Origin of the sequence: Methylobacterium gossipiicola (genome assembly GCF_900113485.1) — a bacterium.
Taxonomy (GTDB): Bacteria; Pseudomonadota; Alphaproteobacteria; order Rhizobiales; family Beijerinckiaceae; genus Methylobacterium; species Methylobacterium gossipiicola.
On sequence record NZ_FOPM01000014.1, the window covers coordinates 49,194 to 75,492 of the forward strand.

At 69.9% G+C, this 26,299-nt stretch carries 18 protein-coding genes, 1 tRNA gene and 1 pseudogene; 10 read left to right on the plus strand and 10 right to left on the minus strand.

The window, feature by feature from the left end; genetic code table 11:
* Nucleotides 1-1,536: a YifB family Mg chelatase-like AAA ATPase gene (locus tag BM249_RS13260; protein ID WP_091972535.1), complete on the plus strand. Its 1,536-nt coding sequence runs from the start codon at nt 1-3 to the stop codon at nt 1,534-1,536.
* A 13-nt stretch (nt 1,537-1,549) separates the two neighbouring features.
* On the opposite strand, the gene BM249_RS13265 is transcribed toward BM249_RS13260, so the two are convergent.
* Nucleotides 1,550-1,867 (minus strand): metalloregulator ArsR/SmtB family transcription factor, encoded by a 318-nt coding sequence (locus BM249_RS13265; protein ID WP_091972536.1) that lies wholly within the window; start codon nt 1,865-1,867, stop codon nt 1,550-1,552.
* A gap of 86 nt (nt 1,868-1,953) precedes the next feature.
* On the opposite strand from BM249_RS13265, the gene BM249_RS13270 reads away from it, so the two are divergent.
* Nucleotides 1,954-2,937, plus strand: coding sequence for an acyl-CoA desaturase (locus BM249_RS13270; RefSeq protein ID WP_143103760.1), 984 nt, complete (start codon nt 1,954-1,956; stop codon nt 2,935-2,937).
* Here BM249_RS13270 and BM249_RS13275 read toward each other — a convergent pair.
* The 3 genes from BM249_RS13275 to BM249_RS13285 all read right to left on the minus strand — a co-directional run bounded on the left by BM249_RS13275 (nt 2,906) and on the right by BM249_RS13285 (nt 7,631).
* On the minus strand, nt 2,906-4,339 hold the full coding sequence (locus tag BM249_RS13275) for a mannose-1-phosphate guanylyltransferase/mannose-6-phosphate isomerase (RefSeq protein WP_091972537.1): 1,434 nt from the start codon (nt 4,337-4,339) through the stop codon (nt 2,906-2,908). The two genes, BM249_RS13270 and BM249_RS13275, sit on opposite strands and share 32 nt — an antisense overlap.
* Before the next feature lie 56 nt (nt 4,340-4,395).
* Nucleotides 4,396-6,558 (minus strand): methylmalonyl-CoA mutase, encoded by a 2,163-nt coding sequence (scpA, locus tag BM249_RS13280; protein WP_091972538.1) that lies wholly within the window; start codon nt 6,556-6,558, stop codon nt 4,396-4,398.
* Between the two features lie 164 nt (nt 6,559-6,722).
* Nucleotides 6,723-7,631: an N-formylglutamate amidohydrolase gene (locus tag BM249_RS13285; protein WP_091972539.1), complete on the minus strand. Its 909-nt coding sequence runs from the start codon at nt 7,629-7,631 to the stop codon at nt 6,723-6,725.
* A 221-nt stretch (nt 7,632-7,852) separates the two neighbouring features.
* On the opposite strand from BM249_RS13285, the gene cpdR reads away from it, so the two are divergent.
* The 4 genes from cpdR to BM249_RS13305 all read left to right on the plus strand — a co-directional run bounded on the left by cpdR (nt 7,853) and on the right by BM249_RS13305 (nt 9,922).
* Nucleotides 7,853-8,209 carry a cell cycle two-component system response regulator CpdR gene (gene cpdR, locus BM249_RS13290; RefSeq protein ID WP_003603128.1) on the plus strand — a complete coding sequence of 119 codons (357 nt, stop codon included), beginning with the start codon at nt 7,853-7,855 and terminating at the stop codon, nt 8,207-8,209.
* Between the two features lie 96 nt (nt 8,210-8,305).
* A complete protein-coding gene (gene grxC / locus BM249_RS13295; protein ID WP_091972541.1) occupies nt 8,306-8,566 on the plus strand; it encodes a glutaredoxin 3 in 261 nt (86 codons plus the stop codon).
* The gene (locus tag BM249_RS13300; protein WP_280142675.1) at nt 8,563-9,411 is read left to right on the plus strand and encodes a carbon-nitrogen hydrolase family protein; all 849 of its coding nucleotides are present in this window, start codon (nt 8,563-8,565) and stop codon (nt 9,409-9,411) included. Before grxC ends, BM249_RS13300 begins: the two co-directional genes overlap by 4 nt.
* 19 nt (nt 9,412-9,430) lie before the next feature.
* Nucleotides 9,431-9,922, plus strand: coding sequence for a DUF1178 family protein (locus BM249_RS13305; RefSeq protein ID WP_091972542.1), 492 nt, complete (start codon nt 9,431-9,433; stop codon nt 9,920-9,922).
* Nucleotides 9,923-9,925: 3 nt separating this feature from the next.
* Here BM249_RS13305 and BM249_RS13310 read toward each other — a convergent pair whose 3' ends face one another.
* Both BM249_RS13310 and BM249_RS13315 read right to left on the minus strand, forming a co-directional pair.
* Entirely contained in the window at nt 9,926-10,414 is a 489-nt protein-coding gene (locus tag BM249_RS13310; protein ID WP_091972543.1) for a disulfide bond formation protein B, read from the minus strand.
* Nucleotides 10,415-10,996: a YqaA family protein gene (locus tag BM249_RS13315; RefSeq protein ID WP_091972544.1), complete on the minus strand. Its 582-nt coding sequence runs from the start codon at nt 10,994-10,996 to the stop codon at nt 10,415-10,417. It lies immediately after the preceding gene.
* Between the two features lie 1,166 nt (nt 10,997-12,162).
* On the opposite strand from BM249_RS13315, the gene BM249_RS13320 reads away from it, so the two are divergent.
* The 3 genes from BM249_RS13320 (at nt 12,163) to BM249_RS13330 (ending at nt 23,556) form a co-directional block, all read left to right on the plus strand.
* On the plus strand, nt 12,163-21,954 hold the full coding sequence (locus tag BM249_RS13320) for an autotransporter-associated beta strand repeat-containing protein (protein ID WP_280142676.1): 9,792 nt from the start codon (nt 12,163-12,165) through the stop codon (nt 21,952-21,954).
* A gap of 79 nt (nt 21,955-22,033) precedes the next feature.
* Complete coding sequence (locus BM249_RS13325) at nt 22,034-22,669, plus strand: invasion associated locus B family protein (protein WP_244528740.1); 636 nt, start codon at nt 22,034-22,036, stop codon at nt 22,667-22,669.
* A gap of 80 nt (nt 22,670-22,749) precedes the next feature.
* Nucleotides 22,750-23,556, plus strand: a complete 807-nt coding sequence (locus tag BM249_RS13330) for a SapC family protein (RefSeq protein ID WP_091972550.1) — start codon at nt 22,750-22,752, stop codon at nt 23,554-23,556.
* 166 nt (nt 23,557-23,722) lie between these two features.
* Here BM249_RS13330 and BM249_RS13335 read toward each other — a convergent pair.
* From BM249_RS13335 to BM249_RS13350, 4 genes are all read right to left on the minus strand, one after another.
* Nucleotides 23,723-23,807 (minus strand) — tRNA-Leu (locus BM249_RS13335).
* Nucleotides 23,808-24,063: 256 nt separating this feature from the next.
* Nucleotides 24,064-24,570 (minus strand): GNAT family N-acetyltransferase, encoded by a 507-nt coding sequence (locus BM249_RS13340; protein ID WP_091972551.1) that lies wholly within the window; start codon nt 24,568-24,570, stop codon nt 24,064-24,066.
* Nucleotides 24,571-24,595: 25 nt separating this feature from the next.
* Nucleotides 24,596-24,922, minus strand: coding sequence for a DUF6916 family protein (locus tag BM249_RS13345; protein ID WP_091972553.1), 327 nt, complete (start codon nt 24,920-24,922; stop codon nt 24,596-24,598).
* The gene (locus BM249_RS13350) at nt 24,919-25,599 is read right to left on the minus strand and encodes a phage tail protein (protein WP_210186996.1); all 681 of its coding nucleotides are present in this window, start codon (nt 25,597-25,599) and stop codon (nt 24,919-24,921) included. Before BM249_RS13350 ends, BM249_RS13345 begins: the two co-directional genes overlap by 4 nt.
* A 281-nt stretch (nt 25,600-25,880) precedes the next feature.
* Here BM249_RS13350 and BM249_RS21850 point away from each other — a divergent pair.
* Nucleotides 25,881-26,299, plus strand: a pseudogene (locus BM249_RS21850) (hypothetical protein); the annotation flags it as partial.

The window sequence follows — 26,299 nt, forward strand, 5'->3', positions numbered from 1 at the left end:
ATGGTCACCCGCGTCGCCACCGTTGCCTTCGAGGGGATCGAGGCGCGGGCCGTCGACGTGCAGGTGCAGATCGCGCCCGGCCTCGTCGCCTTCACGGTGGTGGGTCTCGCCGACAAGGCCGTGGCGGAATCGCGCGAGCGGGTGCGCTCGGCCCTCATCGCCTCGGGGTTGGCCCTGCCGGCCAAGCGCATCACCGTGAACCTCGCGCCGGCCGACCTGCCCAAGGAGGGGTCGCATTACGACCTGCCCATCGCGCTGGCCGTGATGGCGGCCATCGGGGCACTCCCGGCCGACGCCCTGGCGGGCTATTGCGTCCTCGGGGAACTCGCCCTCGACGGCACGATCACGGCGGTGTCCGGCGTGCTGCCCGCCGCCATGGCGGCCAACGCCCGGGGCCTCGGCCTCATCTGCCCGGCGGCCACGGGCCCGGAGGCAGCCTGGGCGGCGGGTGACATGGACGTGCTGGCGCCCCGATCCCTGATCCAACTTGCCAACCACTTCAAGGGCACGCAGGTGATGGCGCGACCCGATCCCGCCATCGCGGCTTCCGGCGGCCCCCTGCCGGACTTGCGCGACATCAAGGGACAGGAGGGGGCCAAGCGCGCCCTCGAAATCGCGGCGGCGGGCGCCCACAACGTCGTCTTCAACGGGCCGCCCGGCGCCGGCAAGTCGATGCTGGCCGCGCGCCTGCCCTCGATCCTGCCGCCACTTTCGCCGCGCGAACTCCTCGAAGTCTCGATGATCCAGTCGGTCGCCGGCGTGTTGAAGGATGGGGCGCTGTCGAACCGCCGTCCCTTCCGCCAGCCGCACCATTCCGCCTCCATGGCGGCCCTGGTCGGCGGTGGCCTCAACGCCCGACCGGGGGAGGCGTCCCTCGCCCATGGTGGCGTGCTGTTCCTGGACGAACTCCCCGAATTCACCCCCCAGGTGCTCGATTCCCTGCGCCAGCCCATGGAGACCGGGGAGATCATGATCGCCCGCGCGAATCACCGGGTGACGTATCCGGCCCGGTTCCAGCTCGTGGCGGCCATGAACCCCTGCCGCTGCGGGCAGGCCCTGGAGCCGGGCTATGCCTGCCGCAAGGGGCCGAACGAACGCTGCATCGCCCAGTACGGCGCCCGCATTTCCGGCCCGCTCCTCGACCGGATCGATCTGCGCATCGAGGTCGGCGCGGTGACGGCCGCCGATCTCATTCTGCCGCCGCCCGTGGAGGGCTCGGCCGAGATGGCGGCGCGGGTCGCGGCCGCCCGCGCCTTGCAGACGGCCCGCTACGCCGCCCACGATCTACGCCCCGGCACCACCAACGCCACCTGCCCGGCGACGGTGATCGAGGCCGTGGCGGCTCCCGATGCCGACGGCGCCGCCCTGATCCGCCATGCGGCCGAATCCATGCGCCTGTCTGCCCGTGGCTTCCACCGCACCCTCCGGGTGGCCCGGACGCTGGCCGACCTCGACGGCGAGGCGACGGTGCGGCGCGTCCACCTCGCCGAGGCCCTGTCCTATCGCGGGCGGGCCGAACGGCCGGTGGCGGCGTAGAAGTCGAACGGCCTCAGGCGGTCTCGTCACTGGCGTGCTGCCGCTCCGCACTTTCCCGCTTGAGGGGACGAGTGACGGGACAGGCTTCCTGTACGAACCCGTTGAGGGTGTTGATCAGGTTGTCGCGAACCTGCCGATAGAACACGAACTGCCCACGCTTCTCACCCGTCACCAATCCGGCGGCTTCCAGTACGGAAAGATGCTGCGAGATCGACGGTTTCGTCATCTCGAAACGGGCGGCGATGTCGCCCGCGCTCAGTTCGCCATGGGCCAGAAGCGCGAGAATTTTGCGCCTCGGGGCGGAGGCCAGGGCTTCGAAGACACGCTGCATTGAAGGGATTTAGGAAATTTCCTAAGGCTTGACAATGACAGCATGTTATTTATGAAATTTCCTAATCAACGAATTGAGTGAGGGCGATGGTCTGGACATCGACGGAGCGGATGAAGGCCGATGCGGAAACGTCGGGTGTCGAGGGTGTCGTCGAATGGGACCCCGCCAAATCGCTTTGGGTCGGGACGATGGGGCTGTCGAGCCTCGCCCTGGCGCCGATCTTCGTCACGCCCGGCGCCGTCGCCCTGTTCTGCTTGACAACGGCGGTGACCTTATGCGCCGGACACTCCGTCGGAATGCACCGGCTCCTCGTGCATCGTAGTTTCTCGGCTAAGCCCTGGCTCGAATACCTTCTGGTCTATCTCGGGACCCTCGTGGGTATGGCGGGGCCAATCGGGATGGTCCGTCTGCACGATATCCGGGATTGGGCCCAAAGGCAGGACCAGTGCCACGACCTCCATGCCAATCGTTTGCCGATGCTTCGGGACGCTTGGATGCAGATGCACAACCGGCTCGTCCTGGCGCATCCGCCGCGTTTCGTGCCCGAAGCCGCCTTGGCCCGGAACCGCTTCTATCGCTTCCTCGAAGCTACCTGGATGGCGCAGCAGGTCCCGTGGGCGATCCTGTTCCTCCTTGTCGGTGGGCTGCCGTGGCTCGTCTGGGGGATCCCGGTCCGCATCGCGGTATCACTCACGGGGCATTGGCTGGTCGTGCATCTCACCCATCGGGATGGTCCCCAGGGATGGGTGGTCGACGGCGAAGCCGTGCAGGGCCACGACCGTCCGGCCTTCGCATGGCTTACCTTCGGTGAGGCTTGGCACGCGACCCATCACGCCTGGCCGCAATCGGCCCGCCTCGGCACGGAGCCGGGGCAGGCCGATCTGGGATGGCGATTGCTCTGCGGCCTCGCCCGGCTGGGTTGGGTCTGGGATCTGAATCAGCCGGCCGATCTTGCGCCGCGACCGGGCGTTCGCCGGTTGGACCGACGGTCTCAGGGCATCGTGCCGGGAGTCGAGGCCGTCGTTTGCGGCGCTGCTCTCAGCGCCCGTAGATGTCCTCGACGCGAATGATGTCGTCCTCGCCCGTGTAGCTGCCGACCTGAACCTCGATGAGTTCCAGGGCGATCTTGCCCGGATTGGTGAGGCGGTGCATCGAGCCGATGGGCAGATAGACCGCCTCGTTCTCGTGGACGAGCACCACCTTGTCGTCGACGGTGACCTCGGCCGTGCCCTTGACCACCACCCAGTGCTCGGCCCGGTGGTAGTGCTTCTGCAGGGAGAGGCGGCCGCCCGGCGTCACCATGATGCGCTTCACCTGAAAGCGCTCGCCGATGTCGATGCGCTGATACCAGCCCCAGGGGCGATACATCCGGCGATGGGCGTCGGCCTCCGGATGGGCCTTCTCGCGCAGCTGCGTGACGAGGTCCTTCACCTGGCCCGAGCGGGCCTTCGAGGTCACCAGCACGGCGTCCGGGGTCGCCACAACCACCACGTCGTCGAGGCCGACCACGGTGGTGAGGAGTTCGCCCTCGCTGTGGATCAGGCTTCCCGTGGTGTCGATGGTCTCGACCCGGCCGCGCACGGCGTTGCCGGCCGCGTCGCGGGGCAGGACCTCCCATACGGCGTCCCAGGTGCCGACATCCGACCACGGAAACGAGACGGGGAGCACGCCGGCGCGGGTGGTCCGCTCCATCACGGCGTAATCGATGGAGGTTTTCGGCGCCCGCGCAAAGGCGGCGTCGTCGAGGCGGAGGAAATCGAGGTCGGTTTTGGCGGCGTCGAGGGCGGCCCGGGTCGCCGACAGGATCTCGGGCACCTGGGCCTCGAGTTCGGCCAGCATCACGTCGGCCCGGAACAGGAAGTAGCCCGAATTCCACAAGGCGCCCTCGGCGATGAGTCGCTCGGCGCCGTCCCGATCCGGCTTCTCCACGAACCGCTCGACGGCGAAGGCGCCCGGCACGCCATCCAGAGACGATCCCCGTCGGATGTAGCCGTAGGCCGTCGCCGGCCCCGTCGGTTCGATGCCGAGGGTCATGATCCGGCCGGCGCGGGCGCCGACGGCGGCGGCTTTCGCGGCCGTCACGAAGGCGGCCGTGTCGCCGATGACGTGGTCGGCCGCGAGGATCAGCACCACGGCCTGGGGATCGCGCCGGGCCGCGTGCAGGGTGGCCACCGCGACGGCGGCGGCCGAATCCCGGCGCGACGGTTCGAGGACGATGTCGGCCGCGATCCGGGCCTGAAGCAGCTGCTCGGCCACGATGAAACGGGCATCGCCGTTGCTGATGATCGTGGGTCGGCCGAACACGGTCGGATCGACCACCCGCCGGGCCGTCTCCTGGAACGTCGAAGCATCGGCGTTCACCAGGGGGGTGAACTGCTTCGGCATGCTCTCGCGCGAGGCCGGCCACAGGCGCGTCCCCGAACCGCCGCACAGGATCACGGGGTGGATCAGCTCGGGATGTGCCTGTGCCATGATCGTTCACTCACGTGCGAAACGCCCCTCGCCCTGCAAGGACGGGACCGCTCCGACTATTCGGCTGCCTGGCGCGCAGCGTAGCCCAGACGTTCGTTCAACTCGTGAATGAGTTTGACGGCGGCTTCGGCGATCACCGTGCCGGGCGGGAAGATCGCCGAGGCGCCCGCCGCGTAGAGGGCGGGATAGTCGCCCGGCGGAATGACGCCGCCGATGACGATCATCACGTCCTCGCGGCCCTGCGCCGTGAGTGCCGCCTTGAGTTCGGGTACCAGGGTGAGGTGGCCGGCGGCGAGCGACGAGACGCCGACGATGTGAACGTCGTTCTCAACCGCCTGCCGGGCGGCCTCGTCGGGGGTGGCGAAGAGCGGTCCGATATCCACGTCGAAGCCGAGATCCGCGAAGGCCGAGGCGATGACCTTCTGGCCGCGATCGTGACCGTCCTGCCCCATCTTGGCGACGAGGATGCGCGGGCGCCGCCCGTCGTTCTCCTCGAACGTGTCCACGAGCTGACGAACCGTCTCGACTGCCGGCGACATGCCACCCACCTCTCGCTTGTAGACGCCCGAAATCGAGCGGATCTCGGCCCGGTGCCGGCCCCACGCCTTCTCCAGGGCATCGGAAATCTCGCCCACCGTCGCCTTGGCCCGTGCCGCGTTCACGGCGAGTTCGAGGAGGTTGCCGGTCCCCTGCGCCGCCGCCGTGAGAGCCGCCAGGGCCGCATCGACATCGGCCTGATTGCGCTCGGCGCGCAGGCGCTTGAGCTTGTCGATCTGCAGGGTGCGGACGTTGCCGTTGTCCACCCGCATGAGCTCGATGGCGCGGTCGTCCTCGGGCTTGAACTTGTTGACGCCCACGATGGTCTGACGGCCGGAATCGATCCGCGCCTGGGCGCGGGCCGCCGCTTCCTCGATGCGCAATTTCGGGATGCCGGCCTCGATGGCTTTCGCCATGCCGCCGAGCTCTTCCACTTCTCGCAGGTGCTCCCAGGCGCGGTCGACCATGTCCTGCGTCAGCTTCTCGACGTAGTAGGAGCCGCCCCACGGATCGACGGTGCGGGTGGTGCCGCTCTCCTGCTGCAGGAACAGCTGGGTGTTGCGGGCGATGCGGGCCGAGAAGTCGGTTGGGAGTGCCAGGGCCTCGTCGAGGGCGTTGGTGTGTAGCGACTGGGTGCCGCCCTGCGTCGCCGCCATGGCCTCGATGCAGGTGCGGGTGACGTTGTTGAACACGTCCTGCGCCGTCAGCGACCAGCCGGAGGTCTGGCTGTGGGTGCGCAGGGGCAGGGACTTGTCGCTTTTGGGCTCGAACTCCTTGACGAGCTTGGCCCAGATCAGGCGCGCGGCCCGCATCTTGGCGATCTCCATGAAGAAGTTCGTCGAGATCGCCCAGAAGAACGACAGGCGCGGGGCGAACTGATCGATGGTCAGCCCCGCCGCCAGACCGGCCTTGATGTACTCGACGCCGTCGGCCAGCGTGTAGGCGAGTTCGAGGTCGTTCGTCGCCCCGGCTTCCTGCATGTGGTAGCCGGAAATCGAGATCGAGTTGAACTTCGGCATGTTCTTGGAGGTATAGGCGAAGATGTCGCCGATGATCCGCATCGATCCGCTCGGCGGATAGATGTAGGTGTTGCGGACCATGAACTCCTTGAGGATGTCGTTCTGGATCGTGCCGGCGAGCTTTTCCGGCGGCACGCCTTGCTCCTCGGCCGCCACGATGTAGAGGGCCAGGATCGGCAGCACGGCGCCGTTCATGGTCATCGACACGGTCATCTCGTCCAGCGGAATGCCTGAGAACAGCGTCCGCATGTCGTAGATGGAATCGATGGCGACCCCGGCCATGCCGACATCGCCCGAGACGCGGGGATGGTCCGAATCGTAGCCCCGGTGGGTCGCGAGGTCGAAGGCCACGGAGAGGCCCTTCTGGCCGGCGGCGAGGTTTCGCCGGTAGAAGGCGTTCGAATCCTCGGCCGTGGAGAAGCCCGCGTATTGCCGGATGGTCCAGGGCTGGGTGACGTACATGGTCGGGTACGGTCCGCGCAGGAACGGCGCCACCCCCGGATAGGTGTTGAGAAACTCGATCCCGTCGCGATCCTCGGGGCCGTAGACGCCCTTCACCGGAATGCCCTCGGGCGTCATCCAGGGCTCGCCCTGCGGCGGCACCGGAGCGGCGGCGACCGGGGCGTAGGCGACGGTGGTGAAATCGGGAATGCGGGAGGGCATGGATGCGTGCTCGTGCGACGGCCTGTTGGGGCGCATTATAGGTATGCGGACGGGGCGGGCTACTCCTAACCACCAGCGGGGTGGCTCCACCTCACGAAAAACTGTCCGATCGCGCCTCGCCCTCAAAAAATTTTTTTGACCCCTTCAAGCGGCGTCCGACCCCGTCATTCCGCCGCCATCCGGCGTGGTGCCCAGGCTTCGACCTCGGCCGCGACGTGGGCCACCACCGTGCGCAGGTGCCAGACCAGCTCCGAGAATCCCGCGCCGAGGGCGAGGGTCGCCTCGTTCATGTAGAGGGCGCGGTTGATCTCGATCTGAAGGGCGTGGCGGCCGAGATTGGGTTCGCCGTAATGCTCGGTGATGAAGCCGCCCGCATACGGCTTGTTGCGGTGGACGCGAAAGCCGCGCGCTTTCAGGTGTTCCTCGAATCCGGCGATGAGTTCGGGGGCGCAGGCGGTGCCGAAGCGGTCGCCGAGGACGAAGTCGGCCCGTGCAGCCTCGTCGCGTCCGAGGCTGGAGGACGGCATCGAGTGACAATCGATGAGGATGGCCTGCCCGAAATCGCGGGCCGTGCGCTGGATGAGGCCGCGCAGGGTGCGGTGATACGGTTTGTACAGGGTTTCGATGCGCAGCACCGCTTCTTCCACGGGCAACCGCCCGCGATAGATTTCCTGCCCGTCGGCGACGATGCGCGGCACGGTGCCGAGCCCTCCAGCCACACGCATGGACCGGGTGTTGGCGAAGGCCGGCAGGCGCCCGTCGAACATGCGCGGATCGAGTTCGTAGGGCTCGCGGTTCACGTCGAGATAGGCGCGGGGGAAGTGCGCGCACATCAGGGGCGCGCCGAGATCCACCACCGGCGCGAACAGGCGGTCGACATGGGCGTCTTCCGAGCGGCGCAAGGCCAGGGCGTCGAGGCGCGAGGCTTCGACGAAGGCGCGCGGATACACCGCTCCCGAATGCGGTGCGTTGAATACGAACGGGAGGATGTGATCGTCGGGTTCGTCCACGCGGAAGGGCGGATCGAACCACGGCTGTTCCGGGGAGCCCGGAGAAGCGGAGGAGTCTGTCATCGCGGCGCGGGCGCCTCGGTCCGGGCGGGAAAACGCATCCGTTCACTGTGCGTGGCGATGGGGCCTCTGTCTACCGTGACACGCGCCCTCCGGAGGGCGTAAGGGTGCCGTCGCGCACGGTCAGTGTCTCCGCGCGGCCAAGGCCTCGGCAACGGTCTGTTTACCAAGCTGATGCTTTGTGGAAAAAACGAAGCGACTCAAGGGCACAAGGCTAACGTTCGATGAAGATCCTCCTCGCGGAAGACGACAACGACATGCGCCGGTTCCTGGCCAAGGCGTTGCAGAATGCCGGCTACGACGTGCTCTCGTTCGACAACGGGCTCTCGGCCTATAACCGTCTGCGCGAGGAGCCGTTCGAGCTCCTGCTCACCGATATCGTGATGCCCGAGATGGACGGCATCGAACTGGCGCGCCGCGCCACGGAACTCGATCCGGACATCAAGGTGATGTTCATCACGGGTTTCGCCGCCGTGGCCCTCAACCCGGATTCGAAGGCCCCGAAGGACGCCAAGGTCCTGTCGAAGCCGTTCCACCTGCGCGATCTCGTCAACGAGGTCGAGAAACTCCTCGCCGCCTGAGGGCCGGCGGCCGGCGCGCCCTCCGCGGAACGCCGCAGTAGGAAGAGCCACGCGGCTCGCCTATAAGCGGTGTGACACGCCTTGGGACCCTGCGACATGAAGCCGGTCACGATCTACACCACAGCCTGGTGCCCTTATTGCTCGGCGGCCAAGAGCCTGCTTCGCGAGAAGGGCATCGCCTTCACGGAAATCGACGTGGAGAGGACGGCCGGGTCGCGCGCCGCCATGGTGCAGCGGGCCGGGGGGCGAACCAGCGTGCCGCAGATCTTCGTGGGCGACGCCCATGTGGGCGGGTGCGACGACCTATACGCCCTCAATGGCGCCGGCAAGCTCGAACCGATGGTGGCCGCGTCGTGAGCACCGCGCCCCGCTTCGTCGCCGCCTGCGTGCAGATGCGCTCGGGCCGCGACCCCCTCGCCAACCGCGATGCGGCGGTTGGCCTCGTGCGCGAGGCGGCGAAGGCCGGCGCGCAATACGTGCAGACCCCGGAAATGACCTCCCTGGTCGAGCGCGACAAGGCGCGGCTGTTCGCCAACGTCTCGGCTCAGGAAGAGGACCCGACCCTCGCGGCCCTGCGCGAGCTGGCGCGCGAGCACGGCGTGGTGGTTCAGATCGGGTCGCTCGCCGTGCGCAACGGCGACAAGATCGCCAATCGCGCTTTCCTCATCGACGCCGAGGGCGCGATCACCGCCTCGTACGACAAGGTCCATCTCTACGATGTCGACCTGCCCAACGGCGAGCGCTGGCGCGAATCGTCCACCTATACGGGGGGCGCCTGCGCCGTGGTGGCCGAGACGCCCTGGGCGCCCGTCGGCGTCGCCATCTGCTACGATATCCGTTTCCCGGCCCTGTTTCGGGCGATGGCCGAGGCGGGCGCCGCGATTCTCACTGCCCCCGCCTGCTTCACTCAGCAGACCGGCGAGGCGCATTGGCATGTGCTGCACCGGGCGCGCGCCATCGAGACCGGCTCGTTCATGATCTCGGCGGCGCAGGGCGGTCATCACGAAGACGGGCGCGACACCTACGGCCACTCGCTCATCGTCGATCCCTGGGGCAAGGTGCTGGCGGATGCCGGCGGCAACGAGCCCGGGATCATCCTGGCCGAAATCGACCTCGCCCGCGTCACGGATGCCCGCGCCCGCATCCCGGCGCTCCTGCACGCCCGGCCCTTCACCGTGGAGCGGGTCGGGCGCCCCGCCTGACCGCGCCCCGAGCCCATCCATGATCCGCTACACCCTCGTCTGCGACGGTGGCCACGATTTCGAGAGCTGGTTCCCGTCGAGCGAATCCTATGACGATCAGGCGGCGCGGGGCCTCGTCGCCTGTCCGCTCTGCGGTTCCTCGCGGGTGACGAAGGGGATGATGGCGCCCGCCGTGGCCCGGACCGATCGCGGGGGCGCGCGTCCCCTCGGTGTCGAGGCTCCGGGGGGCGAGGCGTCCGAGACCCTGCCGGTCGTCGCGCCCCAACCCATGCCCCTGCTGTCGGAGCCCGAGCAGCGCATCCGCGCCCTGATGCGGGCCGTGCGCGAGCATGTGATCCGCACCGCCGACGATGTCGGCACGGCCTTTCCCGAGGAGGCGCGCCGGATGCATTACGGCGAGACCCCCGTGCGCCCGATCTACGGCGAGGCCACCCGCGACGAGGCCGAGGCCCTGGTGGAGGAGGGGATCGAGGTCGCGCCCCTGCCGCCTGCCGCCGACGACCGGCACTGAGACTTACCGCTTGGCGGCGCTCATGCCGGAGACGGATGCGAGCCCGAAGGCCACCACGGCGTTCCACCCGGCGAGGGAGATTCCGAGGAAGCGCCAAGCGGCCGTGGAGCAGTCGGCCACCCGCGTGGTTTCCAGGGCGGTGCGAAAATCCGCTACCGTCGCGGGCGCCGCGCCGGAGCCGCCGCCGCAATCCGTCGGGCCGGGCCACAGCGCCCATTCGGCGCCGGCGTGATAGACGCTCAAGCCCGCACCGTAGAGGAGGCCGAGGGCCGCGAGGCCGAGGACGAGGCGGCTCGCCCGCTCGGGCAGGACGAGACCGAGGAGGCCGAGGGGAATCGCGGCGTAGTAGGGCAGGCGCTCCGTCAGGCAGAGTTTGCACGGGACGTAGCCCAGCCAGAACTGGAAGGTGAGGGCGACCGCCAGGGTCACCACCGAAGCCGTCACGAGGAACAGGGCGCCGCGACGCAGGCGCAGCAGGGTCGCGTAGTTCATCTAGAGAAGCACCTTGAACAGCACGAAGCCGAGGATGATGACCGCGACCGCGATGGCCGCGACGACGTTGAGATGCCGGTCGAGCACCCCGCGGATCTGAACGCCGTAGCGGCCGAGAAGTCCCGCCAGGAGGAAGAATCGCGCGCCACGGGTGATGAGCGACAGCACGACGAACCAGAACAGGTCGTAATGGGCGAAGCCCGACGTGATGGTGACGAGCTTGAACGGGATCGGCGTCAGCCCCTTCAGCAGGATCACCCAATGGCCGTATTCGGCATAGGACGCCTGGAACGTCGCGGCCTTCTCGGACAGGCCGTAGACCCGGAAGACCCATTGGCCGATGGAATCGAACAGCAGGGCGCCGATGGCGTAACCGAGGACGCCCCCGGCCACGGAGGCCAGGGTGGTGATGAGGGCGTAGAACCACACCCGGTCGGGCCGGCTCACCGCCATGGGTACCATCATCACGTCGGGCGGCACCGGAAAGAACGAGCTTTCGGCGAACGAGACGGCGCCGAGGGCCCAGGGCGCCGAGGGTTTGCCGGCGAGCGCGAGGATCCATTCGTAGAGGCGGCGGATCATGGGCGGGTCTGCATCCGGAGAGGTTTCATCGGGCGATGCCCCTCGAGCACGGCCTTGGCCCTTTGAGCACAGCCGGGGAAGCGTGGCGAGCGGGTTGGGTCGGGAAATCTCCCCCGGTCGGCAGAGGCGGCCGGCGCCCACCCGCCCCAGAGCGCACCTCGGGAACCGGCGGTTGGCCTACGGGGGGAGACGGCGTTCGGACACGCGCGGGTCTTGTGTAGATGCCCTCGCGCTCGGGGGGCAATCACCCTTGATGCCAGTGCCGGGCACCGGCACGCGCATCGCCTGAAACGAGAGTGGGTGCCTTTCGATCACGCCCAGCGTGTGACCGTTTTCGCGATGGGATCGGGATTGTGGCGAAGCATCGCCTTTGAAGAGCGGCAGCCATCGGTGCTCGATGCCGCGGCGCGAAGCATGATCGTCGCGTATTGCCTCAGAATGGGACATGCGGTTGTCGGTTGGATGACGCTCGCGCGGGCCGTGCAGGGCGATCTCCTGACCGGAAAGCGGGGCTGTCGGGAATCGAGATCTGTCTGCAAGGCAAGATAACCTTTGCGTTTATTGAAGCATAGATTTCTCGCAACACCGCGCATAATTTGATATATCCGATAAAGAAAAGACTAGTTTTGCGACGCCAAAGACTTTCTCTCGCGGCCCGCGTCTGTCACTCATGGCCCCAACAAAGGCCCGGGCGGCACGCTCGTCGGCCGGGCTTTGCGGGGATGGGTCGAATGTCGAACGAGATGGCCGGGACGGTGCGGGGCGATGCGGTGCGGACGGTGTCGCGGTCGCGGCGGTCCGGATTCTTGCTCGCCTTGGTTGCCTCGACGGCGCTGGTGGCGGTGCCCGCCCTGGCTGCGCCTATTGATGGCATTGAGGAACTCGCTGGCGGCTGGGGCGGCCCGGGCGGCTACACTGGTTCGAGCGCCGGTCCGAGGCCGTTTGGCGGTGCAGCCGCGGTATCGGGCCCAGGGATGGTCGGCAGTGACGCATGGGATAGCGCGGGCGGCGGCGGTGGCGGCGGCAGTGGCGATGGCGGCGGTCGCGGCGGTCGCGCGGTCAGTGGCACCAATAACCGCGGCGGCGGTGCGGGCGGAACTCACGGATATTATTCCACCGGCAGATTCTATAGCCTCGATGGTCTCGGATCGGCCGGCTCTGCTGGAGTGTCATCCAATCCTTTTGCTGCTTCCGGCGGCGGCGGCGGCGGCGGCTTCGCGGCCGTGATGGAGCCGTCCGGCAACAATCTGGATATCCTGACAAACTCTCTCACTGGCGGCAGGGGGGGCGACGGCGGCCTCGTGCCTACGCCGGGTGACGGTGGCAACGGCGGCGGCGGTGGCGGCAGCGGCGGCGGCGGTCTATACATCAAGGGCATCGTTGATACGGTCGGGACGATTGCCGGATCGGCGGTGGTCACAGGCGGTGCGGGCGGTGCGAGGGGGTCGTCTGGCGCGCTTGCCGGCCGAGGTGGCAGCGGCATTTTCGCCGTCAACAGCGGTGGCGTCACCACCCTGACGATCGAATCCGGTGCCACCATCCTCGGCGGCGCTGGTGGGATGTCGAATGGAACGGGCGGCATCGGCATCGGCGGCTCGAACCTGACGCTCGTTCTCGGGGCAACCGCGAACGTCAGCGGCGGCCTCAGCGGCGATGGAGCGGTTCGCGCCAACGCGATCCAGTTCACCTCCGGCACCAACGTGCTGGAACTCCAGGGGAACGGCACCGGCTACGCGACCCTCACCGGCAACGTGATCGGCGCAACGGGATCGGGGACATCCAACACCCTGAAGTTCAGCGGTAGGGGCGGCCAGTTCGACGCCAGCCGCATCGATCTCGTCGGTTCAAACCGCACCGCGCCTTTCAAGAACTTCACCGCCTTTGAGGTTCGCACGGACAATGCCACAGACACTTTGGTGATAGACAAGTACCCTGTGGTAACTCCTAATGGAAAGCTTGGCCAATACAAGGATTGGGTCGTTTCCAGGGGCATTCTCCAACTTGGACTCAGCAGCAGCAGCGCCTCAACGAGCGGAGGAATACAAGGTTCGGTGGTCGTTAAAGATGGGGCCACCCTATCTACTGGCGGGACAGGCAGCGCGATGGCAAGCGTTGCACAGAACGTTACGATCGAGGGCGGAGGTCATCTCAAGCTTTCGACGGTGAACGGTTCGGTGCCGATCTCCTCGGGGGAGGGATTGAGCCTCGCCTCGACATCCACCGTCGATGTCACCTTGAATGCACCCAGCAGCACCGCGTTGGCGCAGGTCGGCCTGAACCGAATAGCGGGCAGCGGCAACCTGACTCTCGGCGGCACACTCAACATCACCAATGCCGGCTCCATGGGCGAGGGCGATTACATCCTCTTCAACTACTTCGGAACGAAATCCGGTGCGCTGACCATCGGCACGGCGCCGACCGATTTCGAGTACGGGTTCAGCACCACCACCACGACCACCAGGGGCGTCACGACCAGCAACCTCGTTCTCAACGTCTTGGGGGCCGGCCTGTACTGGAATGGCGCGACGGTGACGGGCAGCACCGGCCCGGTGACGGGCGGCGACGGCACCTGGACGGCGGGGGGCGCGACTAACTGGACCAATGCCGGCGGCACAACGAACAGGGCCTGGACCGACGGCAAGGCGGCGCTCTTCGCCGGCCGCCCCGGCACCGTCACGGTGGACAATAGCGGTGTCTCGGCCAAGAGCCTGGAGTTCGTCACCTCCTACTACCTCATCGCCGGCGGCTCCCTCACCCTCGCGGACGGCGCCAACACGCCGAAGATCAACGTCGACGGCGCGTCGACCTTCGCCACCGTCTCGGCCCCCGTCGCGGGCAGCCACGGCCTGGAGAAGATCGGGGCCGGCACCCTGGTGCTGTCGGGGGCCAACACCTACACGGGCGACACCGCCATCACGGCCGGCACCCTGGCCCTCGCGCCGGCGGCCGACGCGACCTATGCGGGGGTGATCTCGGGCGCGGGCGCCTTCGAGAAGGCCGGCGCCGGCACCCTGATCCTCACGGGCGCCAACACCGTCACGGGCGGCACCACCGTCACGGCGGGCACCCTGCAGGTCGGCGACGGCGGCACCATCGGGTCGATCACCGGCGACATCGTCAACAAGGCCACCCTGACGTTCAAGCGGTCGGACGCCGTGACCTTCGCGGGCGCGATCTCGGGCTCGGGCAGCCTCGAGCAGGGGGGCGGCGGCACCCTCACGCTCACGGGCGCCAACACCTACACGGGCGCGACGACCGTCCGCTCCGGCACCCTCACGGTGGAATCCGCCACCGGGCTCGGCGCCACCGCCATCGGCACCACCGTGGCCGCCGGGGCCACCCTGACGTTCCGCAACCCGAACCTCGCCACCAACACCAGCGGCGCCGTCACGCCGCTGACCGTCGCCGCCGAACCCCTGACCCTGGCGGGAACCGGCGTCGCCGGGACCGGCGCCCTGCGCTTCAGCTCGAGCGCGCTGAGCGGGGGGATCGGCTTCGACGGCGCCATCACCCTCGCGGCCGATACGCGGATCGTCAGCGATCCGTGGCCGTTCGGACCGTCGAGCGTCCGCCTCGGCGGCGCCATCACCGGCGTCGGCACCACCCTGACCGTCTCGGCGGACAATCCGGACACCACCCTTGCCGGCACCCTCGACCTCGGGGCCGGCGGCCTGATCAAGGAGGGGACCGGCTCCCTGACACTGACCCAGGCCAACAGCTACACCGGCGGCACGATCGTGAAGGCCGGTTCCCTCACCATCGACAACGGCAAGGCCCTCGGCACCGGTCCGGTGACGGTGCAGGCCGGCAGCACCCTGTGGCTTGGTCACGACGTCACGGTCGACGCCGTGCCCCTGACCCTCTCGGGCAGTGTCCCCGAGGGCGGCGCCCTGACCTCGTATTCCGGCACCAACGGCTATGCCGGAGCCATCACCCTGGCGGCCGATACCACGATCGCGAAGTACAAGGGCAGCCTGACCCTGAGCGGCGGCATCACGGGCGCGGGCAACACCCTGACCCTCTACAACGGTTACGGGGCGCTGACGCTCTCGGGGGCGATCGCCACCGGGAGCGGCGGCCTGATCCAGACCGGGCGCGGGACCACGATCCTCACCGGCACCAACACCTATACGGGCGGCACCACGATCTCGGAGGGCCGGCTGCAGATCGGCGACGGCGGGACCACCGGATCGATCCAGGGCCCCGTCGTCACGAACGGCACGTTGGTGTTCGAGCGTTCGGACGCCGTGACCTTCGCGGGCGCGATCTCGGGCTCGGGCGGCCTGGAGCAGCAGGGCACCGGCACCCTGACGCTCACCGGCGCCAACACCTACGCGGGGGGAACCCTGGTCTCGGCCGGCACCCTGGTGATCGGCGACGGCGGCACCGCCGGCTCGATCACGGGCGACGTGTTCACCCAAGGCGCCCTGGTGTTCGACCGTTCGGACAACGTGGATTTCCTCGGCAGCATCTACGGCATCGGCACCCTGGAGAAGCGCGGCGCCGGCACCCTGACGCTGTCCAGCTTCAGCGAGCTCGGCGGCGGCGTCACCGTCTCGGGCGGAGCCCTACAGATGTATGGCGGACAGCTCGGCGGAGCGATCACCGTCAAGGCGGGCGGGGCGTTCGCGGGCGATCCCGCGGGCGGCGCCGGCATGGTCAACGACCCCCTGACCGTCGAGGCGGGCGGCACCCTGCGGATGCTGGCCGCCGGCGACACGAACCTGATCGTCAACCAGACCGTGGTGATGAAGCCCGGCGCGATCCTGCAGGCCACCCTGGGCGCGCCGTCGAACACCGCCGCCGTGACCATCGATGGCGGCCTCACCCTCGACGGCACCCTGAACCTCACGGCCGGAAGCGGTTACCGGAGCGGCACCTACCGGTTGTTCGACTACGCCGGCACCCTCGCGGGCGGCGGCCTCGCCCTCGGCACCACCCCCACCCACGCCCTGTTCGGGGTCGACACCGCCCGTGCCGGCCGGGTCGATCTCGTCGTCGCCGCCGGGCAATGGTGGAACGGCCCCCGCCAGTCCGGCGGCGGCACCGTCGCGGGCGGTTCCGGCACCTGGAACGTGGACCGCGCCGACACCGTCTGGACCGACGCGGCCGGCGCCGACGCCACGGCCTGGACCCAGACCGGCCTCGCCATCTTCGCGGGCCGGGCCGGCACCGTCACGGTGGCGGGGGCCACGGCCCCCACCATCGCCGCGATGGAGTTCCTCACCTCGGGCTACACCGTCACGGGCGGCGGCCTGACCCTGGCGGGCTTCCGCGGCAACCCCGTGAGCCGTATCCTGGTCCAGGACGATGCCGCGTCCGGCGGCGGCACCGCCACCCTGGCATCGGTCCTCGGCGGCGGCCAGCGCCTGGAGAAGATCGGCACCGGCACCCTGACGCTCACGGGCGCCAACACCTACACGGGCGGCACCACGGTGACGGCCGGCACCCTGGTGGTGGGCGACGGCGGGACCGCCGGGTCGATCCTCGGGGCGGTGGCCAACGCCGGCACCCTGGTGTTCGACCGGGCCGACGACATCACCCCCGGCGGCGCCATCACGGGCACGGGCGCCCTGATCAAGCGCGGTGCCGGCACCCTGACGCTCGGCGGCGTCAACGGCGCCGGGGCCGGCGCCAGCGTGGCGGCCGGCACCCTGGCGCTGGCCGGCGGCGCGCGGTTCGAGGGCGACGTCGCCGTCCAGGCCGGCGCCACCCTGGCGGGTCCGACCGACGGCGGCGCCACGATTGCGGGCGCCGTGACGGTGGCGGACGGCGCCACCCTGCGGGCCGCCCCCGTGGCGGGCGCCGGCCTCTACGGCCTGAGCGTGAACCGCCTCGACCTCGCGGCCAACGCCACCCTGGCGGTGAGCCTCGGGGCCAGCACGGGCAACGCCGCGATCCAGGCCGGCACCCTGTCCCTCGGCGGCCGCCTCGACGTCACCGCCGTCGACGGCCTCGCCCTCGGCCTCTACCGCCTCATCGACTACACCACGCTGGCCGCCGATACCGGCCTGCGGCTGGGCACCACCCCGACGGCCTACGGCTACCGGATCGAGCACCTGCCCGGACAGCTCGCCCTCACGGTGCTCGACGGCTCCCTGCTGTACTGGAACGGCGCCACCACCACCCCCGACGGCACCGTCCATGGCGGTTCCGGCACCTGGGATGGCGGCGCCACCACCAACTGGACCACGGCCCAGGCCAACCAGGCCCGGGCCTGGGACGGGCGCTACGCCGTGTTCGCCGGCGCCCCCGGCACCGTCACGGTGGCGGCCGCCGAGAAGCCCGTCGCGGTGACCGGGGTGCAGTTCATGGTCGACGGCTACACCGTCACGGGCGCCGGCCTCACCCTGGCGAGCCCCGGCGGCCGCACCCAGATCCGCGTCGGCGACGGCACGGCGGCGGGGGCCGGATCCGTCGCGCGGGTGTTCGCGCCCCTCGGCGGTACCACCGGCCTGGAGAAGACCGACCTCGGCACCCTGATCCTCGGCGGCGCCAACACCTATACGGGCGGGACCCTTGTCTCGTCCGGCACCCTGCAGGTCGGCGACGGCGCCACCTCCGGTTCGATCCAGGGCGACGTGATCAACAACGCCACCCTGGTGTTCGACCGCGCCGACGCCACCGGCTTGGCCGGGGCGATCTCCGGCTCCGGCCGCGTGATCAAGCGCGGCGGCGGCACCCTGAGCCTGACCGGGGTCAACCCCTATACCGGCGGCACCACCATCGCGGCGGGCGCGATCCGGGTCCTGGCGGCCGAGGCGCTCGGCGGCGGCGCCCTCGCCCTGCAAGGCCAGGGCACGCTCCGGGCCGGTGCCGGCTTCGCGGATGGGCGCGCCGTCTCCCTCACGGCCGTGGACGGGGTCGGCGGCGGCGTCGTCGCGGTGGAGGCCGGGCAGGTCCTGACCCTGTCGGGCGTCCTGTCCGGCGCCGGCGCGCTGACCGTGTCCGGTCCCGGCACCCTGCGCCTGACCGGCGCCAATACCTATGCCGGCGCCACCACGATCGCCTCCGGCCGGCTCGAGATCGCCGGCGGCGCGTCGCTGTCGGACAGCGCCGCGCTGACCGTGGCGGCCGGGGCGGGCCTGAGCCTGACCGATGCCGGCGAGACCGTGGGATCGCTGTTCGGAGGCGGTGGCATCGCCCTCAACGGCCATTGCCTCACCGCCTCCGGCGGCGCCTTCTCCGGCAGCCTGAGCGGCGGCGGCTGCCTTGCCAAGACGGGGGCTGGCACGCTGACCCTGTCGGGCCAGAGCGAGGGCTATACCGGCACCACGACGGTGAGCCAGGGCCTGCTGCAGGTGACCACCGACGCGCGCGCGCTGGGCACCGGCGCCCTGGCGCTCAGCGGCGCCGGCACGTTGCGGGCGAGCGCCACCTATACCGACGGGCGGGCGATCTCCCTGACCTCTGCCGGCGGCGCGGGCGGCGGCACCGTCCTCGTCGACGACGGCCGGACCCTGACCCTGACGGGCACCCTCACGGGTCTCGGCAACCTCGCCAAGACCGGCACCGGCACCCTGGTCCTGGGCGGCGGCGGAACCCATGGCGGGGCGACCCAGGTCGCGGAAGGCACCCTGATCGCCACCGGCGGCCGGGCCATCGGCGACACCAGCGCCGTCAGCGTGTCGGACGGCGCCCGCTTCGTCCTGCGCGGCGACGAGGCGATCGGTTCCCTCGCCGGGGCCGGCCAAGTCGTCCTCGACGGCGCCCGCCTCGGCGTCGGCGGCGACAACACCGGCACGGGCTTTTCCGGCCTGCTCTCGGGCAGCGGCGGCCTGACCAAGAGCGGCTCCGGTACCCTGATCCTGTCGGGGGCCAACACCTACACGGGCGACACCCGGGTCGCGGGCGGCACCCTGGCGGTCACCGGCGGTCTGGCGGGCGACGTCTCCGTCCAGGACGGGGCTACCCTGTCGGGAGGCGGCCGGGTGGCGCGCACGGTGCACGTCCTCGACGGCGGCACCCTCGCGGGCCAGCCCGGCGCCGGCCTCGGCCTGGGCGCCCTCGACATGGCCGGCAAGGCCACCCTGGCGGTGACGCTGGGCGCGCCGAGCACCACGGAGGTGTTCCGAGTGGCCGGCGACGTTCGCCTCGGCGGCACCCTGGCGGTGACGCCGACCACGGGCTTCGGCCTCGGCGTCTACCGGATCCTGTCCTATGGCGGGCGTCTCACCGATACTGGCATGGGCGTCGGCGCCCTGCCCGACGGCCTGCTCGGCGGCGTGCAGACCTCCGTGGCCCATCAGGTCAACCTGTTCGTGGAGGACGCCAACAGCCCGATGGCGTTCTGGAACGGCGCCGGCACCCGCCTGAGCCAGGGCGTGGTCGGCGGCACCGGCACCTGGAGCGCCGATGCGCGCACGAACTGGACCAACGCCAACGGCACGATCGACCGGCGCTGGCCGGCGGGCTTCGCGGTGTTCCAGGGCACGGCCGGCACCGTCACGGTGGACACCGCCGGCCCGGTGCGGACGGCCGGGATGCAGTTCGTCGAGAGCGGCTACACGGTGGCGGGCGGCCCCCTCACCCTGACGGGCGCCACGGCGACGATCCGGGTCGGCGACGGCACCGTCGCCGGGGCCAAGACGCAGGCGACCATCGCCGCGACGCTGGCGGGCAGCGCCCGGCTGGACAAGAGCGACTTCGGCACCCTGATCCTGGCCGGGGCCAACACCTACACGGGCGGCACGGCGATCACCGCCGGCACCCTACGGCTCGGCGCCGGCGGCACCGCCGGATCGATCCAGGGCGACGTCGCCAATGCCGGCACCCTGGTGTTCGACCGCTCCGATACGGCCCGCTTCACCGGGGCGATCTCGGGCACGGGCCGGGTGGTCCAGGCCGGCAGCGGCACCACGGTGCTCACGGGCCTCAACACCTACACGGGCGGCACGGCGATCACCGCCGGCACCCTGCAGGTCGGTGGCGATGCCGCCCTTGGGGCGGCGTCGGGGGCGGTGGCCCTCGACGGCGGCACCCTCGCGGCCTCGGCGAGCTTCGCCTCGGGCCGGACGGTGACCCTGGGCGGCGGCGGCGGCACCGTGGCGGTGACGGCGGCCACCGACACCCTGACCCTGGGCGGCGACCTCACGGGCTCCGGCGGGCTGACCAAGACCGGCGCCGGCACCCTGCTGCTGCTCGGCACCGGCCGCTATGCCGGGCGCACCACCATCGATGACGGCACCCTGCAGATCGGCAACGGCGGCACGGCGGGCTCGATCTCCGGCGAGGTGCTCAACAACGCCCGCCTCGTGTTCAACCGCTCGGACACCTACGGCTTCCAGGGCAACATCAAGGGCTCGGGCAAGGTCGAGTTCGTCGGCGGCGGCCGGGTGCTGTTCACCGCCACCGACGCCTATACCGGCCCGGTGGGGGTGAAGGACACGATGGTCCGGCTCGATCCGGGCTCGGCCACGACCTCGCCGTTCGTGATCGAGGCCGGCGGCGTCCTCGGCGGTACCGCCACCATCGGCGGCCTGACCATCAACAGCGGCGGCACCGCCTCGCCGGGCTACTCGCCCGGCACCCTGACGGTGACCGGTCCGGTGGCGTTCAACGCCGGGGCGCTCTACGCCGTCGACGTCACCCCGGACGGGCGGCACGACCTCATCACTGCCACCGGCCCGGTGACCCTTTCGTCGCAGGCGGCGGTACGGGTGCAGGCGACGCCGGGGCGCTATGCCCCGACGGCGCGCTACACCATCCTGAGCACCACCGCGACGCTGACCGGCCGGTTCGGCACGGTGACGAGCGACTACGCCTTCCTCGATCCGGTGCTGAGCTACGACGCGCAGAACGTCTATCTCGGCCTGACCTATACCGGGCAGGCCTTCACGGCGTTCGCCCGCAGCCCCAACCAGATCGCCGTGGCGGCGGCGGCTCAGGCGTTGGGGGCGGGCAACCGCATCCACGACACGCTGATGACCCTTCCGGAGGGGGCGGTGGCCTTCGCCTTCGACCAGCTCGGGGGCGAGGTGCATCCCTCGCTCAACACCGTGCTGCAGCAGCAATCGGTCTACCTGCGCGACGGGGTGGGCGCCCGCCTGCGCCAGTCGGGCGGTGGCACTCTGCTGACCCGGGCGGCGCGGGGCTCCGGCCCGGTGACCCAGGACCTCGCCCTCGACTTCGCCCCGACCCTGTGGGCCCAGGCCTTCGGCGGGCTGGGTGAGCGCCTGGGCGGGAGCAACGCCGCGTCGATCGCGAACCGGATCGGCGGCGTCCTCGGCGGCATCGACGTCCAGGTGGGCGAGGGCATCCGGGCCGGCGTGGTCGGGAGCGTGAGCCAGTCGATCTTCGACCTCAACGCCCGAGCCTCGAACGGATCGTTCACGAACTACGGCATCGGCGCCTATGCGGGCGGGCAGTGGGACGGGTTCGGCCTGAAGGGGGGCGTGTCGCGGGGCTGGCACGACGTGTCGGCGCTGCGGGCGGTGGCGATCCCCGGCTTCTCGGCCTCGAACGCCTCGCGCGAGACGGTGGCGACGACGCAGGTGTTCGGCGAGGCCTCCTACGACATCGCGCTCGGGGGCTACGCCCTGCAGCCGTTCGCGGGCCTGGCCTATGTCGACGTCGCCGCCCACCGGGTGCGGGAGGGCGGCCTCGGCGGAGCCGGGCTGACCGGCACGGTCCAGGGCCAGGGCGTGGGCTACACAACCCTGGGGGTCCGGGCCGCGACGACGTTCAGCGTCGCCGGGCACACCCTGATGCCGAGCCTGACCCTGGGCTGGCAGCACGCCCTGGGCGACGTGGTGCCGAACGCGAGCCTGTTCCTGCCGGGCGGGACGACGCCGCTCGGGATCGCCGGCGTGCCGGTGGCCCGCGACATGGCCCTGGTGGGGGCGGGCCTCGCCTACGAGATCTCGGAGCTGTCGCGGATCCAGGTCAACTACAGCGGCCAGGTCGGCCCGCGCGCGTCGCAGAACACCTTCTCGGCGCAATATTCTCTGCGGTTCTAGGGCGGGACGCCCCTCGAACCCCGTGGCCGGGCCGGGCCGGCCCCGTCGCTTCCGGACGAACACGAGAGGACACACGACGATGACCCAGGGACCGAAGCGGCGGGGCGCGAGGACGGCCCGTCTCGGCCTGACCCTGGCCGGGCTTCTGGCCGCGTTCCCGGCCGGCCTCGCCTTCGTCGAGGCTGCCCCGGCCGAGAAGATGGCCCAGAACACCCCCGCGCCCCCGACCGCGACCCCGGCTCCGGCCGACCCGGCCGGGTCCGATCCGCAGATGACGACGGCGACCTATCAGGACTGGCTCGTGCGTTGCGTCGCCGCCTCGGCCACGGCGAAGCAATGCGAGGCGACGCAGACCCTGCAGATGCAGGCCCAGGGCCAAAACCAGGGCGGCACGATCGCGCTGATCGCCCTCGGCCGCCTGGTCTCGGACGGGCCCCTGCGGCTGGTGGTGCAGCTGCCGGCCGGGATCTGGCTGCCGGCCGGGGCCAAGCTGCAACCGGGCGAGAAGGCCAAGCCCCTCGCCCTCGAGTTCAAGCGCTGCCTGCAGGGCTGCTTCGCCGAGGCCGAACTCGACAAGGGCGCCGAGCAGATCCTGCGCGGGGCCAGCGGCGCCGGAACCCTGCAGTTCGAGGACGGGGCCCGCCGTCCCGTGAGCCTGCCGTTCTCCCTCAAGGGCCTGCCGCAGGCCCTCGACGCCGCCCTCAAGACCCGCTGACGCCGGGCACACCCGGCGCCACCCCCCGTCACGCGTCCGGCCGCGCCGGTCGGGCGCCCCCCCCGTTCCGAGACCGTGTCATGACCCAGCCCCCCGCCACCGGCCTGCCGCCCCTCTACGGCCCACCGACGGTTCTGCGCTTTCCCGATCATCGCGGCCTCGGCCTGCGGCGCGATCCCGGCTTCGGCTTCGCCGCCGGCACCGCCGCCATTCCCCTGACCCTGCCCGAATTCGCCGCCGCCGGGCGCAGCTACCCCATCGTGTTCGCGGCCGATGCGGGGGCGTTGCCCCTGGCGCTCACCGGCCTGACGGCGGGCCGCAACCTGTTCGTGGCGGAGGACGGCGCCTGGCGGGCGGGCCACTACGTCCCGGCCTATCTGCGGCGCTATCCCTTCATCGCCGTGGAGGCGGAGGCGGGCGGGGCGCGCCTGCTCGGCCTCGACACCACAAGCGCCCTGGTGAGCACCGACGCGGCGAGGGACGGGGCCGAGGCCCTGTTCGACGCCGAGGGCCGTCCGACGGAGCGGGCGAGCGCGGCGATGGCGATGTGCGAGGCCTATGCCCGGGAGCATGCCGCGACGGAGGCCTTCTCGGCCGCCCTGGTCGAGCACGGCCTGCTGGTGCCGCGCACGGCCGAGCTGCGCCTGACCAACGGCGCGACCGACCCCGCCGCCGAAGCGGCCCCATCTCCCGAGGCCGCGCCGAACGCGGTGGTGACGGGGTTCCAGGTGGTGGACGAGGCGGCGTTCCGGGCGCTGCCGGGCACGGTGGTGGCCGAGTTCCACACCCGCGGCTGGCTCGCCCCCGTGGTGCTCCACCTCGCCGCGCAACTGAGCTGGTCAACCCTCCTCGACGGCGCCGCCGCCGAGCAGAACCGGGCCGCGTGAGGGCGCCGGGGCCTCACGAGGGACGTCACACCCGCCCCATCGTTCGGCCCCGCGCGTCCACCGGCGCAATCCGATGGACAGGACAGGCCAGGGCCGGGCGATGCGCCCGCTCCAGGCGTCGCCGCCATGATCGAGGATAGAGATCGGCTGTCTGGGGAATGAGGCTTGGTGCCCGCGGAGGGACTTGAACCCCCACGCCTTGCGGCATTCGATTTTGAGTCGAACGCGTCTACCAATTTCACCACGCGGGCACGTACGGCATTCCTGCCGTGCCACTTCCGATGTGTCAACCGGTATCACGGTTGCGTTCTGAATCGGGTTCAACCTTTTCCCGCCGCGATGATGCGCGCTTCATGCACGACCGGGACCGCGATCGAAGCGATGCCGGCGCTGCGGGTCTTCCCGCTCCGGGAGAGATCTGGACGCGGCCACGGCCCGCGCTGGCATACCGCGCAGAACACGCTTCGTAGGACTCTCGCCCTGGAGTCGCTCTGTCCGGCGTGAATCCTATGAGCGCGTTGGAGACCACGCCATGTCGTAATGCGGCGGGCGGACGGCGGTGACCCTGAAGTCGAGGCGCTCGTACACGGCGCGACCGTCGGAGCCGAACATCGGCGTGGAGAGGGTGATGGGCATCCGCTGGGAGCCGGCGGCCTGCTGCAGGCTGCGGATCACGCTCGAACCGATGCCCTTGCCGCGCGCCGCCGCCACGATCTGAAGTTCGGAGACCCGCCAGTCGGCGTAGCCGAGATCGACGATGAGGCGGCCCACTGCCTGCCCGGTTCGCTCGACGACGAAATCGAGATGCTCCGGGTACAGCGACTCCTGGCCCGCACGCATGGCGCGGTATTGCTGCTCGTAGAGGGCCTGGATCGCGTCGCGGTCGAGATCGGCCCACGCGAGCCACGGACGCGCCTCCCGGAACAGATCGAGGAGGAACGGCATGTCGCGCGGACCGGTGTGGCGAAGGTCGAGGCCCCCGAGCAGGGGGATGGAGCCGGGGGGAGACGCCATGGCGGAAATCCGGGCTGCGCGCGGCTCAGTTGAAGACGATCTGGAAGACCGCCGTGTTCGGCCCGTAACCCGTCGGCAGGATGCGTTCGACGTAGAGCGGGCCGATCTCACCCAGGTCCGGATGCGACAGCACGAAGTCGCCTCCCGTGAACGACGGCACGCCCTTGGCCGGGCGTTCGAATTCCAGGCCGAAGGCCGTGCGTGGGCTTCCGACCATGGTGGCGCGGGGATGCGTCACGCAGTGCGAAAGCCGCACCGTCAGGGTCGATCCATCGCCGACCCGCAACGCAAAATCCGCCCCCACGAGGGGGGCGAACAGGTCGGCCGAGAGGGTGCCGAGGTCCCGGCTCACGGCCGGTCCGGGTAGATGCCGTTCACGGCGATGATGAAGTTCAGGGCCAGGGACGGCTGCATGTTGCTGACCGGCGCCCCGTTCCCCGTCGGACTGACCGTCACGGCTCCGCCCGTCACCGTGTTGATGGTCACGGTGTTGGCCGGAATCGAGGGATTGCCGGTGACGGTGGCCGAGGTCCCGCTGAGGGCCACGAGGTTGGAGGTCTGCGTCTGGCCATAAATTTTAGTGACGCCCCCGCTCGACAGCATGTTGGCGGAGGCCGTCGGCGACCCGCTCGTCGCCACGGCAGTTGTCGCATTCACGGTGACGCCGACTTGGAGGTTGCCCGTGACCGCCGGGATGGTGACGGATTGCTGGCCCGTCTTCGCCTCGAAGGTGGCGCCGTGATTGTGGGCCGGCAGGTTGGCGGTGCTGAGCGTGTTCTTCTCCGTGCCCGTGACGGAGCCGAGGAGGTAGTTGGTGCCGCTCGACGCCGTGCCGAAACCGATGGGCGCCCGCCCCTGCAGATTCGGCAGGCCGAAATTCAGCACCGCGTCGCCGCCGTAGAGGTTGGAGATGAGACTGAAGAGGGCTTGGTATTGATTGACGTTCACCTTCTGACCTTGGCAGATCAAATAATCCCGAGGCGCCCAATTGTAGGGAACGAGATAGATCATGCCGAGCATCGGATCCATGGTATAACCTCATTCTGAAATTAAACTGAGACACCGATGCCGGAGATAAGAACACCCGAAATGGGGCGCATCCCGTGCGGGAGAAGTCGCCTGTCTTACCACTGATGCGAGAATGCCACGCCGGAACGTCTTAGGCAATCTATGATCGCATCGGCTGCGTTTTCATCTTTCGTCCAGCCCGTCCGCATGTCACTCCTTTCGGAGGAGCGAGTCTTGTGGTCACGGGTCCATCTTGTGGCTAAGACCCGGGGGCGTTCAATCAAATATTGGTTGCTTGTTCAATGGCCCAGACGATATTGAATTTTCGCGGCAATGCAAGTTATGGTGCCGGCGAATTTATAACAATCTATAATGCCACAAACAATCAGTTCATCACCGCGACGGTTACCGGTGGCGGGCCGAGTCAGAACTCATACGGCGGCCAAATTGTCCTCGATGATAGTAGTTCGCTTTTGTCGGGGACGAGCTATACTGCTTATTTTGGGCAGGCTAACACCTCTGTAACCGATACGGTTGGTGGCGGTGCCACGGCCAATGGCGGAAATAGTTTGGAAGTAACGACCGAAGCGGTTGGGACCGGCGCCACGGGAGCGACGGGCGCCACTGGGGCGACGGGCGCCACAGGCGCGACGGGAGCGACGGGCGCCCTCGGTCCGACGGGCGCGACGGGTCCCACCGGTTCTGGCGCGACGGGTGCCAC